General features: G+C 49.7%; 13 protein-coding genes, 5 tRNA genes, 1 pseudogene, 1 riboswitch and 1 other annotated feature. All 19 genes and pseudogenes read left to right on the top strand.

The genetic code is table 11. The features are described from left to right. The first annotated feature begins 20 nt into the window (after positions 1-20). Positions 21-911, top strand: a complete 891-nt coding sequence (locus CTH_RS14395; RefSeq protein WP_078664729.1) for a cytochrome c3 family protein — start codon at positions 21-23, stop codon at positions 909-911. 11 nt (positions 912-922) lie between these two features. After that, positions 923-1690 carry a formate dehydrogenase subunit gamma gene (locus CTH_RS11070; RefSeq protein ID WP_107753893.1) on the top strand — a complete coding sequence of 256 codons (768 nt, stop codon included), beginning with the start codon at positions 923-925 and terminating at the stop codon, positions 1688-1690. Between the two features lie 92 nt (positions 1691-1782). Then, on the top strand, positions 1783-2325 hold the full coding sequence (locus CTH_RS11065; RefSeq protein ID WP_078664727.1) for a cytochrome c3 family protein: 543 nt from the start codon (positions 1783-1785) through the stop codon (positions 2323-2325). Between the two features lie 145 nt (positions 2326-2470). After that, complete coding sequence (pdxS, locus tag CTH_RS11060) at positions 2471-3355, top strand: pyridoxal 5'-phosphate synthase lyase subunit PdxS (RefSeq protein WP_078664726.1); 885 nt, start codon at positions 2471-2473, stop codon at positions 3353-3355. 1 nt (position 3356) lies between these two features. Beyond that, a complete protein-coding gene (gene pdxT, locus CTH_RS11055; RefSeq protein ID WP_078664725.1) occupies positions 3357-3926 on the top strand; it encodes a pyridoxal 5'-phosphate synthase glutaminase subunit PdxT in 570 nt (189 codons plus the stop codon). A 177-nt stretch (positions 3927-4103) separates the two neighbouring features. Beyond that, a riboswitch (glycine riboswitch) is annotated at positions 4104-4202 on the top strand. Between the two features lie 102 nt (positions 4203-4304). Beyond that, positions 4305-4531, top strand: a binding site (T-box leader). Positions 4532-4602: 71 nt separating this feature from the next. After that, positions 4603-5748, top strand: coding sequence for a pyridoxal-phosphate-dependent aminotransferase family protein (locus CTH_RS11050; RefSeq protein WP_078664724.1), 1146 nt, complete (start codon positions 4603-4605; stop codon positions 5746-5748). A 46-nt stretch (positions 5749-5794) separates the two neighbouring features. Continuing rightward, complete coding sequence (gene serA / locus CTH_RS11045; protein WP_078664723.1) at positions 5795-7372, top strand: phosphoglycerate dehydrogenase; 1578 nt, start codon at positions 5795-5797, stop codon at positions 7370-7372. Positions 7373-7401: 29 nt separating this feature from the next. After that, the gene (locus CTH_RS11040; protein ID WP_078664722.1) at positions 7402-8046 is read left to right on the top strand and encodes a histidine phosphatase family protein; all 645 of its coding nucleotides are present in this window, start codon (positions 7402-7404) and stop codon (positions 8044-8046) included. A 147-nt stretch (positions 8047-8193) separates the two neighbouring features. Continuing rightward, on the top strand, positions 8194-9465 hold the full coding sequence (gene serS / locus CTH_RS11035; RefSeq protein WP_107753891.1) for a serine--tRNA ligase: 1272 nt from the start codon (positions 8194-8196) through the stop codon (positions 9463-9465). Positions 9466-9531: 66 nt separating this feature from the next. Beyond that, complete coding sequence (locus CTH_RS11030) at positions 9532-10737, top strand: MFS transporter (protein WP_107753889.1); 1206 nt, start codon at positions 9532-9534, stop codon at positions 10735-10737. A 39-nt stretch (positions 10738-10776) separates the two neighbouring features. Beyond that, positions 10777-10867, top strand: a tRNA-Ser gene (locus tag CTH_RS11025). Between the two features lie 10 nt (positions 10868-10877). Beyond that, positions 10878-10972 (top strand) — tRNA-Ser (locus CTH_RS11020). 5 nt (positions 10973-10977) lie between these two features. Next, positions 10978-11054 (top strand) — tRNA-Arg (locus tag CTH_RS11015). Between the two features lie 6 nt (positions 11055-11060). After that, positions 11061-11135, top strand: a tRNA-Arg gene (locus CTH_RS11010). A gap of 21 nt (positions 11136-11156) precedes the next feature. Continuing rightward, positions 11157-11636, top strand: a complete 480-nt coding sequence (gene tadA / locus CTH_RS11005; RefSeq protein ID WP_477021186.1) for a tRNA adenosine(34) deaminase TadA — start codon at positions 11157-11159, stop codon at positions 11634-11636. 75 nt (positions 11637-11711) lie between these two features. Beyond that, a tRNA-Ser gene (locus tag CTH_RS11000) sits at positions 11712-11806 on the top strand. A gap of 111 nt (positions 11807-11917) precedes the next feature. Continuing rightward, positions 11918-12436 (top strand): annotated as a pseudogene (locus CTH_RS14390) (DUF488 domain-containing protein). Continuing rightward, entirely contained in the window at positions 12433-12612 is a 180-nt protein-coding gene (locus tag CTH_RS10985; RefSeq protein ID WP_107753881.1) for a DUF488 family protein, read from the top strand. Before CTH_RS14390 ends, CTH_RS10985 begins: the two are co-directional and overlap by 4 nt. Before the next feature lie 164 nt (positions 12613-12776). After that, on the top strand, positions 12777-14021 hold the full coding sequence (locus CTH_RS10980) for an IS4 family transposase (protein WP_107753879.1): 1245 nt from the start codon (positions 12777-12779) through the stop codon (positions 14019-14021). The last annotated feature ends 141 nt before the right edge of the window (positions 14022-14162 follow it).

Below are 14162 nucleotides of genomic sequence, written 5' to 3'. Positions count from 1 at the left end.
ACTGATAAGGAGGCGAAATAATGAAAAAAACAATGAGCCCGTTGAGGCTGACCTTACTGATATTAATGGGGCTGTTCCTCTGCTGGTTTAAACAGGGGACGGCTTTTGGAGCTGAAGAACAATTTGCTGCCAAACTGGCGGAAAATCGCCGCTTCAATGAAGGCTGTCTGCGCTGCCATGGCGCCATCGGGCTGAAAACCAAAATGGATGGCAAAATAGTCAGTCTTTATGTTGATGAAGGGGAATATCTGGTTTCCCAGCATGGAACCAATCGCTGTACCACCTGTCATCGGGATATTACTGAATATCCCCATACCGGGGCCCTGACCGGGGAAAAAATGCGAGTAGCTATTGATAATAATTGCCGGGACTGTCATAAGGATGTAACTGCGGTATACAGCAACAGTGTGCATAACGGGAAGGTGCGGTGCAGTGCCTGTCATGGGGTGCACAATATCCGCAAAAAAGAAGACGCCCTGGCGCTGGTAGCCAAACAGCAAATCCCCCATACCTGTACTGCGGCAGGATGTCACAGTGGGCGGATCAAGGAGTCCTATGAAGAGAGCTTCCATGGCAAAGCGGTTCTGCTGGGCAGTCAGAAAGCGGCCAGCTGTGTGGATTGTCATGGTTCCCATGAAATTAAGGGGCCCGGTATGGCGGCTTCGCCGGTGAGCAAAACCAATACCCCAAAAACCTGTGCTAAATGTCATTTTAAGCCTGAAGTCAATTTTGCTGCGGGGAAAGAGCATTTTCTTCTGGAAAAAGAGGGTGAAGGAGCTCCCATGTACTATACCCTGAAGTTTTTTGTCTGGTTAACTATAATTGTTGTTACTTTGTTAATCATTCATATGCAGCTGGAACTGTATCGCAAGCTTAGAAATGCGCTGGCCAGCGGGGAACAGCAACACTAGGAGGGGTTGGAATGGAAAAAAGGCACTACCGGGCTGCAGTTAGACGCTGGAATCTTCATCAACGTATTCACCATATTGGTATGTTTTCTACCTTTATTCTCTGTACTATTACCGGCTTGCCCATTAAATGGCATGATAACAGTTTATCCCTGGCCCTTGCCCGCTGGTTTGGCGGGCCGGATACCATGCTCAATATTCATATCGGCAGCGGATTAACCATGATTGCAGTTAGTATTTATCATTTGGTCTGGATGTTTTACAAAATGCTGGTTAAAAAAGATCTGGGCTGGGCCATTATGCCAGCTTTAAAGGATGTAACTGACCTGGTGCAACACCTGAAATACCAGCTGGGTTTTACTGACCAACCAGCCCGGTTTGATCGCTATTCCTACAAGGAGAAGTTTGACTACTGGGCGGTATTCTGGGGGATGTTCATCATTGGTGGTTCCGGTATTTTCATGATGATGCCGGAATGGGGAGCGGCCCTGATGCCCCGCTGGCTCATTGATTGCTGGCGGATTGGTCATAGTGATGAGGCGGTACTGGCCATTCTGGCTATCTTTGTCTGGCATTTTTATAATGTTCACTTCAATCCCGATTTTTTCCCGGGCAGCACAACCTGGTTTAATGGGTTGATGGATATTAGGGTAATGGAACACGAACATCCCCTGGAACTGGAGCGAATTAAAAAGGAGCAGGAAAAAATCATCCTGATACCGGAGGAAGGACAGGAGGGAGAGGCATGGCCGTCTTCAGACACAGTCGCAACAAAGGTTTGATTATCGTTGAAATGATCATTTACTTTCTCATCCTGGGCTGGTTTCTGGCTGAATATTTGCCTCTGGGGTTAAGCTAAAGGAGGGACAGGAAAATGGTCAAAACATTTCGGGTCTGGGGTACATTGACGATGGCCATGCTGGTAGTGAGTTTATTGATTGCTACTTTTTTTAGCGTAGGCAGTATCGGTTATACCCAAAATAAAGAAGAAAACAGCCTTTGCGGAAGTTGCCATGAAATGCAACCACAGATCAATTCCTGGCGCTTATCTACCCATGGCCGCATTGGCTGTCTCAAATGCCATCCCAATGTACCCATGACCGAGCTGGCTTATAAACACTGGCGCGGTTTTTACAATCAACCCATCAAGAAGAAAACCATAGTGCCCAATGCAGTCTGCCTGGATTGCCATAGCCGGCAGCGGGATATTTCTCCTCCGGGGGGGCTGGTGGTTCCCCATGAATATCATACTCAGAAGGGAGTAGACTGTGTGGATTGTCATGCTGGTCTGGTGCATTCCACCCGGCAGCCAGGAAGTCCCAGGATCAAAATGCCGGTCTGCCTGAAATGTCATAATGGCAGCAAAGCTACCAATCAATGTAAGGATTGTCACGGAGAGAATGTACCCAAACAATAGGAAATATTTTATCTTGCCATGCCCGGCAGAATTGAGAGCCGGGCATTTACTTTTTATACTTTCTCTATCGGAATAGTACAGATAGCTTGTCAGCGCAGGAAAAGTGTAGTAAAATATTCAGGAACAAAGTGTAGGAGGGAAGAACATCATGGAAAGGGGAACTTTTCGCGTTAAAGCTGGCCTGGCAGAAATGCTGAAAGGCGGCGTCATTATGGATGTAACTACACCGGAACAGGCTAAAATCGCTGAGGAAGCGGGCGCCTGTGCCGTTATGGCTTTGGAAAAAGTACCGGCCGATATCCGGGCCGCGGGCGGAATTGCTCGCATGGCCGATCCCACGGTAATCAAGCGCATTCAAGATGCGGTCACCATCCCGGTAATGGCCAAGTGCCGAATCGGTCATTTTGTGGAGGCCCAGATCCTGGAGTCCCTGGGTGTGGACTATATTGACGAAAGTGAGGTCCTCACTCCTGCGGATGATAAATTCCACATCAATAAATGGGAGTTCAAGGTACCCTTCGTCTGCGGGGCTAAAAACCTGGGGGAAGCCCTGCGCCGGATTGGGGAAGGGGCAGCTATGATCCGGACCAAAGGCGAGCCTGGTACCGGTAATGTGGTGGAAGCGGTCAAACACTTCCGCACGGTGATGGGAGAAATTCGCCGTCTGCAGATGCTGCCTCAGGAAGAATTGATGACTGCAGCCAAGGAGATGGGCGCTCCCTATGAACTGGTAGTGGAAGTGGCCAAAACCGGGAAGTTGCCGGTGGTGAACTTTGCTGCTGGTGGCATCGCTACTCCTGCTGATGCAGCTTTGATGATGCAGCTGGGCTGTGATGGTGTTTTCGTCGGCTCCGGTATCTTCAAATCCGGGGATCCGGTCAAACGGGCCCGGGCCATTGTAGCTGCCACAACCCACTACAATGATCCGCAGGTGCTGGCGGAAGTTTCTAAAGACCTGGGTGAGCCCATGGTCGGGATCGATATTTCCACTATTACTCCAGAAATGAGAATGCAGGATCGGGGCTGGTAAAATGAAAATCGGGGTATTGGCTCTGCAGGGTGCTTTTCGGGAGCACCGGCTGGTGCTGGAAAAACTGGGTGTGGAAGTTGTTGAAGTACGTAAAAAGGAGCAATTGGCAGAGCTGGCGGGGCTGGTAATCCCCGGAGGTGAATCAACTACCATCGGCAAATTGATGGTGGATTTTGGCCTGCTCTCCGAAATCAAGGAGCGTTTTCAGCAGGGGATGGCGGTTTTTGGAACCTGTGCCGGCTTGATTCTGCTGGCAACCGAGATTATGGGCAGTGAACAGCCGCGGCTGGGCTTGATGGAGATGACTGTCAAGCGCAATGCCTATGGTCGACAGGTGGACAGCTTTGAAGTGGATTTGCCGGTTCCCGCTATCGGAGCACAGCCCCTGCGGGCGGTTTTCATCCGGGCCCCCTACATTGAACGAGTTGGTTCCGGGGTTGAGGTAATGGCTACCTTCCAGGACAAGATCGTCCTGGCCCGACAGGGCAAGGCGCTGGCGGCGGCTTTCCATCCCGAGCTGACCGAGGATTATCGTTTGCATCAGTATTTTGTGGATTTGTGTAAAAAATAAGTGAATGTCACTTGACATAAGACATTTGTCTTCGTATAATTGTAAACAAAAATGAATACAGCTTCTGGATGAAGGTTGCAGAAGAAGGTAACGGGGTTTACCCGTTACCGCCGAAGGGGCAAGGCGGTATTATGCCGCTCAAACTCTCAGGTGGCTTTTGAGCCAGGTACTGTAACCGGACAGACCTCTGGAGAGACCTGGCAAGACCGGGCGCCGAAGGAGCAAGCCTGCCAGCCGGCAGGTCAATCTCTCAGGCAAAAGGACAGGGAGCGACAGGATGCGTTTGTGGCTTCGTTTACCCTTTTAGCAGCAGTGACCAGAGGACCAATCAGGAGATTGGTCCTTTCTTATAATTCCATCTAACCATCATCTCATAAGGGTAACCCGTTGAAAGGGAACATAGGCAGGAAACAGGCAAGAGAGCCGGTGGTTGGTGCGAACCGGTCCTGGGAACTGCTGAATCCGCCCTGGAGGGGATCCACCGAAGGGCCGTGGCCTGGTAAGTGGATACGGTGGCGCCGTTATCGCATCGAGAGGGTCAAGGGGATATTATTGCCTTTTGGCCAATTAGGGTGGCAACGCGGGAACAAGCTCTCGTCCCTAAAGCTGAGGCTTTATGGATGAGAGCTTTTCTATTTATAATAATCATCTAAATCCGGGAGAGGGGTTGATTTTAATGTTGCAGGACAAAAAGTATCTAATGATTCCTGGGCCGACACCTATTCCACCGGCGGTCCAGCAGGCCATGATTCGGCCCATGATCGGTCACCGCAGTGGGGACTTTGCCAAACTGCACGAACGGCTGATTAAAAAGGCCAAACAGGTTTTTCAGACTGAAAAGGACCTGTTTATTCTCACCCAGTCCGGTACGGGGGGACTGGAAACGGCAGTGGCCAATGTGATCAGCCCTGGGGACAAGGTACTGGCCCTGGTTACCGGTAACTTCGGCGAGCGTTTTGCCAAAATCGCCCGTTTATACGGAGCAGAGGTAGATGCTCTGGAGTTCCCCTGGGGTGAAGCCATTGATTTGAAACAGGTAGAGGAAAAGCTGGCTACCAATCAGTACCGGGCCGTGCTGGCTACCCACAATGAGACTTCCACCGGTGTTACCAATGATATCGGGGGTCTGGGAGCCCTGGTGGCCAAAACCGATGCTGTCCTGCTGGTGGATGCCGTCAGCTCCATGGGCGGGATGGATATCCGCACTGATGAATGGCAGGTGGATATCATGGTTACCGGTAGCCAGAAGGCCTTGATGTTGCCGCCGGGGCTGGCTCTGGTCAGTGTCAGTGAAAAGGCCTGGCAGGCTATGGAGACGGCCAAAGCTCCCCGTTTCTACTTCTGCCTGAAGCAGGCCAGAAAAAATATGGCGGAGTGGAATACCGCCTGGACTCCCAATGTTACCCTCTTTTACGGGCTGGAAGCTGCTCTGGACATGATCCTGGCGGAAGGCTTACCGGAAGTCTTTGCCCGGCATGCCCTTATGACAAAAGCTACCCGGGCCGCTATCAGAGCACTGGGCCTGGAGTTGCTGGCTGCTGATGAAGTAGCTTCCCATACTGTAACTGCTGTTAAGGGCAATGACCAGCTCAATACCGAAGACCTGCGCAAGGTATTACGTACCAAATACGGGGTGACTTTTGCCGGTGGCCAGGGCAAACTGAAGGGCAAGATTTTCCGTATCGGCCACATGGGTTATGCCGATAAGCTGGATATTATCCTGGCTATTGGGGCGCTGGAAATGGCCCTGGTTGAAGTGGGCTATCCGGTACAGCTGGGTGCCGGTGTGGCTGCCGCCCAGAAGGTATTTCTGGAAGGGTAAGAGGTTTCGCAGTTAATGAAGTTAGATAAGGGGAAAGGGGATTTTTATGCGGATACTGGTCTTAGATGGTGTCAGTGAAAAAGGAATAGATATCTTGCGGGAACCCGGGTTTACTGTGGATGTTATCGAGGAAAAGCTGAGTGAACAGCAACTGGTGGAGATGATTCCCGCCTATGATGCCGTGGTGGTGCGCAGTGCTACCAAGATCACTGCCCCCATTATTGCGGCGGGGGTAAACCTGAAGGTAATCGGCCGCGCCGGTGTCGGGGTGGACAATATCGATGTTCAGGCTGCTACTCAGCATGGTATTATTGTGGTCAATGCTCCCGATGGCAATACCATTGCCGCGGCTGAACACACTCTGGCCCTGATGCTGGCCCTGGCTCGCCATGTACCCCAGGCCAATGAGGCCTTGAAAAAGGGGAAATGGCTGCGCAAGGAATTTACCGGCGTGGAGCTGCGGGATAAAATCCTGGGGGTTATTGGGCTGGGGCGGATTGGTACCGCGGTGGCCAAACGGGCCCAGGGCTTTGCCATGAAGGTCATCGGTTATGACCCCTATATCACCCATGAGCGGGCCCGGGAAATCGGGGTGGAACTGGTGTCCCTGGAGGATGTCTATCGGGAAGCGGACTTTATCACCGTGCATTTGCCCAAAACCAAGGAAACGGTTAACCTGATTAACCGGGAAGCCCTGGCCAAAATGAAGCCGGGGGTACGGATTATCAATGTTGCCCGCGGTGGCATCATCAATGAACAGGATCTGTATGAGGCTCTGAAGACAGGTAAGGTGGCCGGAGCAGCGCTGGATGTCTTTGAAGTGGAACCCACGACGGAAAGCCCGTTGTTTGAACTGCCCAATGTGGTAGTTACCCCGCATCTGGGGGCATCTACCGAGGAAGCCCAGGTCAATGTGGCTCTGGATGTGGCCCGGGAGATTGTCACCATCCTGCAGGGCGGCATGGCCCAGAATGCTGTGAATATGCCGGCCATTCCCAAAGAAGATGCACTGGTTGTTAAACCTTATCTGGCCCTGGCGGAAAAGCTGGGCAAGTTTATCTCCCAGCTCACTTCCGAGTTTGAGAATATCGAGATCACCTATGCCGGGGATGTAGCCTGCATCAATACCGCTCCCCTGACTACCGCCATCATCAAGGGGATTATGGAATCCTACAGTGATGTGCCGGTCAGTTATGTCAATGCGGTACAGCTGGCCAAGGGGCGGGGCCTGCGCATCATGGAAACCAGGGAAGAAGAGGCCCATGACTATACCAACCTGATTACCGTCAAACTGACAGGCGGGCCCTGTCCTAAAGCCGTTGGCGGTACCCTCTTCCGGGATAATGATGCCCGCATCGTCTTAATAGACGGTTATCGCATCGACATGGTGCCGGAAGGCTACATGCTGGTTGCCCCCCATATTGATAAGCCCCGGATCATCGGGCGGGTGGGCACCCTCATTGGTGAGCATGACATCAACATTGCTGGAATGCAGGTGGGCCGCAAACAGGTGGGTGGCCGGGCTGTGATGGTGCTGGCGGTGGATAATGTGGTACCGGAGGCAATTCTAGGAGAAATAGCCAAAATAGATGGCATTATCGATGTCAAGTTCGTTTCTTTATAGAAAAACTAATCGGGGAGGAGCTTTAGTTTATGACCAGAATTATTCTTGCCCGCCATGGTGAAACCAACTGGAACCGGGAAGGGCGTTATCAGGGCCAGCTGGACACTGAACTTTCTCCGCTGGGCTGGCAGCAGGCGGAAAGGCTGGCTGAGGCCCTGGCTAAATTACCCATCACCGCTGTCTATTCCAGTCCGCTGAGCCGGGCCTATGAAACTGCCAAAAAAGCTGCAGAAAAGCATCAGCTGCCGGTGGAAATCGTGGAGGGATTGACGGAAATTCACCATGGCTGCTGGCAGGGGCTGTATGCCCATGAGGTAAAGGAACAATACGGAGTGGAACTGGAGATCTGGCAATCCGCTCCCCATCAAATCACCATGCCCGGGGGCGGGGAATGCCTTAAGCAGGTCCAGGATCGGGCAGTAGCAGCTCTGGAGATGATCGCCAAACGCCATCCCGGGGAGACGGTGCTGGTACTGAGCCATGATGCCACTATCCGCGCTTTCTTCTGTTATGCCCTGGGCATGGATTTGGCCAACTTCTGGCTCTTCCGCCAGGACAACACCTGTATCAATGTGGTGGAATACCTGCCAGATGGTCGCTGGCGGCTGAGTAAACTCAATGATACCTGTCATCTGGGCTCCCTGATCTGGGATGTCGATCAGAAGGCATTATAACTACCTATCCCCACTTCCGCAATGGAAGTGGGGATACTTTTCCTGCGACCAGGTATAATGTATGCATAATGCCAGCAAAAGCCCTTTGCCAAACAGGAATAGATATAGTAAAATATTCCTTAATCAAGGAAATGGGAGGCGAAATTCGTGCTGGACATCAAATTCATCCGCCAGAACCCGGAAATAGTGGAACAGGCTTTAAAAAACCGGGGGGCAGCGGTTTCCCTGCAGGAGTTCCTGCAACTAGATGAGCAGAGACGGAAGTTATTGGTGGAAGTTGAGCAGCTGAAAAATCAGCGCAATACCACTTCGGAAGAAATTGGCCGTTTGAAAAAACAGGGTCAGGATGCTACTGAGCTGATGGCGGCTATGAAGGAAGTGGGCAATCGCATCAAGGAACTGGATGAGCAGGTGGCTCAAATCGAAGCCAGGCTGGAAGAAATCGTTCTGACTATCCCCAATGTACCCCATAGCTCCGTTCCTGTTGGCGCTGACAGTAACGATAACCCGATAGTGCGGCGCTGGGGAGAACCGCGGCAATTTGATTTTGAACCCAAACCTCACTGGGAAATCGGTGAAGCCCTGGGCATTCTGGATTTTGAACGGGGCGGCAAGGTGACCGGTACCCGCTTTACCTTCCTCAAGGGGGCAGGGGCCCGTCTGGAACGGGCGCTGATCAATTTCATGCTGGATTTACATACCCGGGAACATGGCTATGTGGAAGTTTTCCCACCCTTTCTGGCCAATAGCAAAAGCATGACCGGGACCGGGCAGCTGCCCAAATTTGCGGAAGACATGTTTGCTGTTTCAGGGACAGATTACTACCTGATTCCTACCGCTGAGGTTCCGGTTACCAACCTGTACCGGGAAGAGATTTTAGATAGCAGTCAGCTGCCCATCTATCACTGTGCCTACAGTGCCTGCTTCCGGGCCGAAGCCGGGGCCCACGGCCGGGATACCCGCGGCCTCATTCGCCAGCACCAGTTCAACAAAGTGGAGCTGGTCAAATTCACCAAACCGGAAGACAGCTATGAGGAACTGGAAAAACTGGTCAACAATGCGGAACGGGTGCTGCAACTACTGGGCCTGCCTTACCAGGTAGTGGTATTGTGTACCGGTGACCTGGGCTTTTCATCGGCCAAAACCTATGACCTGGAGGTCTGGCTGCCCAGTTACAATACCTACCGGGAGATTTCCTCCTGTTCCAATTTCGAAGACTTCCAGGCCCGGCGGGCTGGTATTCGCTTCCGCCGGGATGCCAAAGCCAAACCGGAATATGTCCATACCCTGAACGGGTCAGGGCTGGCTGTCGGCCGCACTCTGGCAGCCATTCTGGAAAACTATCAGCAGGAAGATGGTTCGGTAGTGATACCGGAAGTCCTGCGGCCCTACATGGGTGGATTGGAAGTAATTAGATAGAAAAAGGGACAGACACGGGTATAGTGCCCGTGTCTGTTAGCTCATTTACGGGGAAGGGAGACAGCTATGGGGGAGAGTATAGAAGTTGCAAGCAAGACCAGGATCCAGGCAGGTAGCCGGGAATATCTGAAAGCCAATATTGCCTTGAGCATCGGGGGTATGGCGGTGTTTGCCAATTTGCATTTCACCCAGCCCCTTTTACCCCTTTTTGCCCGGGAGTTTGGGGTCAAACCGGCCGAGGCTGGCTTGACTGTTTCGGCGGTGATTTTTACCCTGAGCGTGTTTATGCTGGTTTTTGGAGCGGTCTCCGATGCCTGGGGCAGAAAAAAGATCATGGCTGCCGGTTTGCTATTAACAGCCCTGCTGGCTTTTGCGGCTGTGTTTGTGCAGAACTTTCCTCAGCTGGTTCTGTTACGGGCTTTGCAGGGAGTATTTCTGGCCGCTTTACCGGCCCTTGGCTATGCCTACATTGGGGAGGAATATGAACAGAAGGCTGTGGCTGCTGCTATCGGTATGTTTATCAGCAGCAATTCCATTGGCGGTATGGGTGGCCGGATTATCAGCGGCGTGATTGCCGATTACTGGGGCTGGCGTTATGCCTTTTTAGTCCTGGGAGGCTTATGCCTTCTGGGGTATTTGCTTTTCCTCTGGTGGCTACCCCCCTCCCGGCATTTTCGCAGCCGGCCCTTCAACGGGCAGAAAGCTCTGGCGGAAATCAAGGAACACTGGTCTAATCCTGTTTTGCGTAATGCTTTTCTTCTAGGTGGCATGATATTATTTGTTTTTGTTGGCCTCTTCAATTATCTGGGTTTCCGCCTGCAACAGGCTCCTTATTATTTTTCTGCTACTGCTACCGGCTTTTTGTATTTAACCTATCTGGCCGGTACCTTTAGTTCCACTTTATCGGGGCGGCTGGATGGCAGGCTGACCATACCGCAACGCATTTTAACCGGTCTGGTCTTGATGTTACTGGGCCTGGTCATGATGATACTAAAACCGCTGTTTTTGATTGTAGCGGGCTTGATTTTCTTCTGTTTCGGCTTTTTCTTTGCCCATGCTGCAACCAGCAACTGGGTCAGCCGTAAAGCCAGACAGGCTCGGGCAGCGGCTTCGGCTCTCTATTTGCTCTGCTATTATCTGGGGGGAACTGCTGGTGGCTACTTTCTGGGTTATGTCTGGCAATGGGGCGGCTGGCTCTGGCTCAGTGCAGTTTGTTTTTTCATGCTGCTGGCTGCAATGGTAGTTAACAGGCAATTAAACAGAGTTTATTGACAGGAAAAATAGCTTATGCTATACTCTTTTATGTATCGCGGAGGGGTGTCCGAGCGGTTTAAGGAGGCGGTCTTGAAAACCGTTGAGTCCTTGACGGGCTCCGTGGGTTCGAATCCCACCCCCTCCGCCAGTCAGAAGCTGGAGAGATGGCCGAGTAGGTCGAAGGCGGTCGCCTGCTAAGCGACTATACGGGCTAAAACCCGTATCGAGGGTTCGAATCCCTCTCTCTCCGCCATTTACGCGCCCGTAGCTCAGCTGGATAGAGTAACAGACTACGAATCTGGTGGTCGCAGGTTCGAATCCTGCCGGGCGCGCCATTTTCCGTCCTCGTAGCACAACGGATAGTGCAACCGCCTCCTAAGCGGTAGATTCAGGTTCGACTCCTGACGAGGACACCATCAGAGGGAATTGCGATGCAGCTGGAGCACGATGATGCATATTACATGGGGTTGGCCCTGGCTGAGGCCAGAAAGGCCATGGCCCTGGGGGAAGTACCTATTGGCGCTGTGCTGGTGCGCCGGGGTGAGGTAGTGGCTGCTGCCCACAACTGGCGGGAACTGGCCCCGGATCCCACTGGCCATGCTGAAATGCTGGTTATACGGGAAGCTGCCCGCCGGCTGGGCGGCTGGCGCCTGACCGAGTCTACCCTGTATGTAACGATTGAACCCTGTCCTATGTGTGCCGGGGCCATTGTCCAGGCCCGCATTGAACGGCTGGTTTATGGTGCCGCCGATCCCAAGGCTGGGGCGGTAGATAGTCTAATGGATCTGGTCCGGCATCCGGGCTTGAATCATCAGGTGGAAGTGACTGCCGGGGTGCGGGCGGAGGAATGCCAGGAATTGATGAAAGAGTTTTTTCGGAAGTTAAGGCTGAATAAGCAGAAAGATGCCCGGGTTTAGGCCCGGGTTTTGTTGTCAAAACTTGTAGTTGTGAAGCTGATAAAAATGTGCTACAATATAGGGCGTGAGCCATGCGGAGAGATGGCCGAGCTGGTCGAAGGCGCTCGACTCGAAATCGAGTAGGCGGGCCAAAACCCGTCTCGTGGGTTCGAATCCCACTCTCTCCGCCATATGATAATAAGAAGGCCTGGTGAACTGGATGGGTTCGCCAGGCTTTTCTGTTCTGGTTTTTCCTGGTATATTTATGATATAATATCTGTATAGAGTAAAGCTATGAGGGCGTGGTTGAATTGAAAAAACTACTATACACCATTGGACATTCTACCCATTCGATCGGAAAATTTATCAGCTTAATAAATATTTATAACATTAACTGTATTGTTGATATCAGGAGCACTCCATATTCAAAAGCAGCACCACAATTCAATATGGATAAACTGGCATCTGACCTGCGCACAATCTAAATATTTATTATCTTTATATGGGAAAAGAGCTTGGTGCAAGACATAAGGATAAAAACATTTATACCCGGGAAGGTTATCTTGATTTTGAAGCGGTCGCAAAGCAGGAATTTTTTCGGCAAGGTATCAAGAGTTATGAAAGGGGTGGAAAAAGGTTTTAGAATTGCTTTGATGTGCTCAGAAAAAGATCCTTTTGATTGTCACAGGTCAATTCTTGTAGCTAAAGAGTTTTATGAACGTGGATACGAAATAAAACATAGTTTAACAATGAAGGAAGAAAGAGAAAAGTTCTGGCAGGTTCATAATAGAAAATTAAGCAATGGGGGGCATGAAGATTGAAAATTTATACTATCGGTTTTACCCAAAAAAGAGCGGAGGTATTTTTTAATTTACTTAAAAAAAATAAGATTGAGTCTTTGATTGATGTAAGGTTAAATAATTCTTCACAATTATCAGGTTTCACAAAAGGTGATGATTTGAAGTTTTTTTTAAAAAAAATATGCAATATCCAGTAGCGTTGCATAAAATTTTTTAGAATTTGTCAAGCTGGGAATTAATTCAATTTAACACAAAATAGGCCGAATTATGCGTTTTTTAGCTGAGAAATATAAAAATCTCCTTTATAATAGAGATTAAGGGTAGTCCTTGCCCAAATCTCTAATATAAAGGAGAAGCTATAATGCGAGGTAAGGATATCACAAAATCCACATTTTTTCAATTGTTTCAGCCAATTTTTCACGAAAAAATTTTTCAGCTTATTAATAACGCAGGTGTTGACAAATACGTTAAAAAACTGACAGCACTTAAGCTATTCTATCTTCTGGCCTATGCCCAGTTAGAACAATTAAAAGGTCTACGGGATATTAGCAATAGCTTAAATAACGATCTTCAAAGTATATGCATTGCTCTTGACTCTATAAGCCATTCTCAGATATCACGTAGGCTGAACGCATTGCCAGTAAGCATTTTTAAATCAATCTTTCAAGATCTTACGCGGCAAATTGGAGAGAAAGTTGGTTTCCAGAAAATCCGTAATTCATTGGGACGTATTTATCTAATTGATGCCTCGGTTATTAGCTTGTGTCTAAGCCGTTATCGCTGGGCAGAATTCCTTAAAGAGAAAGGCGGTATAAAACTTCATCTCAGGCTTAATTTGTTTGGGCAAGGGGTCCTGCCGGATTGCGCAACAATTACCACAGCAAAACATAGTGATAAGACAGAAATGGACAATCTGATAGTTGAAGAGAAGGATGCAATTAATATTTTTGACCGCGGCTATGTTGATTACAAAAAATTCGATCACTACTGTGAAAAAGGAATAGGTTTTGTAACTCGTCTCAAGTCAAATGCTGTGGTGTATGTGCAAAAAGAATTGCCACTTTCGCCGGAAAGCGAAATTAGCAGGGATTACATAGCTATCCTGGGCTGGGGTTCATCAAGAATGAAGCACCCTGTACGTCTGATTGAAACAACGGATACAGAAGGGAATCAAATTACAATTGTAACGAATGTCTTTGAAAAGAATGCCGAAGAAATCGTGCAGTTATATCGCTACCGCTGGCAGATTGAAATTTTCTTCAAGTGGCTCAAGCAACACCTGCACGTCAAACATTTATATGGTCTTAGTCAGCAGGCAGTAGAAAATCAGTTATATATCGCATTGGCAACATACTGTTTATTGAAGATGATCCAAATAAGGACAGGGTGTGAAGGACCACTGCTGACTGTAAAAAGGTTTGTTTGCGCCTGTATTTATGAGCCCTACGAGGTATTTAGGAAAAAACTAAGTAAACAGAAAAAGCGAACGTCCAAAGGACGACGAAGACTAAATTACGAAGCAATATATGAGTTAACAGTAAGGCAAGTAATGGACGGAGAAACAAATTTTCTGAATGAAGTGAGTTATGACCCAATTATATTGTAAAGCAAAATGGCTGACAAAATGTGGAATAGGGCTACCCTCTATTACTACTAGCCCTTTTGGCCAAAGAACTGGAGTCCTTAATTACATATAATTACATAAATGTCATATATACCATAATGCGTAATGACCAAAACATAGTTG

It is taken from the genome of Carboxydocella thermautotrophica, assembly GCA_003054495.1.
Taxonomy (GTDB): Bacteria; Bacillota.
This window is presented reverse-complemented; position numbering and strand designations above follow the sequence as displayed.

What these genes read in the sequence shown, in the direction of transcription:
- CTH_RS14395 (WP_078664729.1), top strand. Translation starts at nt 21, where the DNA reads ATGAAAAAAACAATGAGCCCGTTGAGGCTGACCTTACTGATATTAATG.
- CTH_RS11070 (WP_107753893.1), top strand. Translation starts at nt 923, where the DNA reads ATGGAAAAAAGGCACTACCGGGCTGCAGTTAGACGCTGGAATCTTCAT.
- CTH_RS11065 (WP_078664727.1), top strand. Translation starts at nt 1,783, where the DNA reads ATGGTCAAAACATTTCGGGTCTGGGGTACATTGACGATGGCCATGCTG.
- pdxT (WP_078664725.1), top strand. Translation starts at nt 3,357, where the DNA reads ATGAAAATCGGGGTATTGGCTCTGCAGGGTGCTTTTCGGGAGCACCGG.
- CTH_RS11050 (WP_078664724.1), top strand. Translation starts at nt 4,603, where the DNA reads ATGTTGCAGGACAAAAAGTATCTAATGATTCCTGGGCCGACACCTATT.
- serA (WP_078664723.1), top strand. Translation starts at nt 5,795, where the DNA reads ATGCGGATACTGGTCTTAGATGGTGTCAGTGAAAAAGGAATAGATATC.
- CTH_RS11040 (WP_078664722.1), top strand. Translation starts at nt 7,402, where the DNA reads ATGACCAGAATTATTCTTGCCCGCCATGGTGAAACCAACTGGAACCGG.
- CTH_RS11030 (WP_107753889.1), top strand. Translation starts at nt 9,532, where the DNA reads ATGGGGGAGAGTATAGAAGTTGCAAGCAAGACCAGGATCCAGGCAGGT.
- CTH_RS10980 (WP_107753879.1), top strand. Translation starts at nt 12,777, where the DNA reads ATGCGAGGTAAGGATATCACAAAATCCACATTTTTTCAATTGTTTCAG.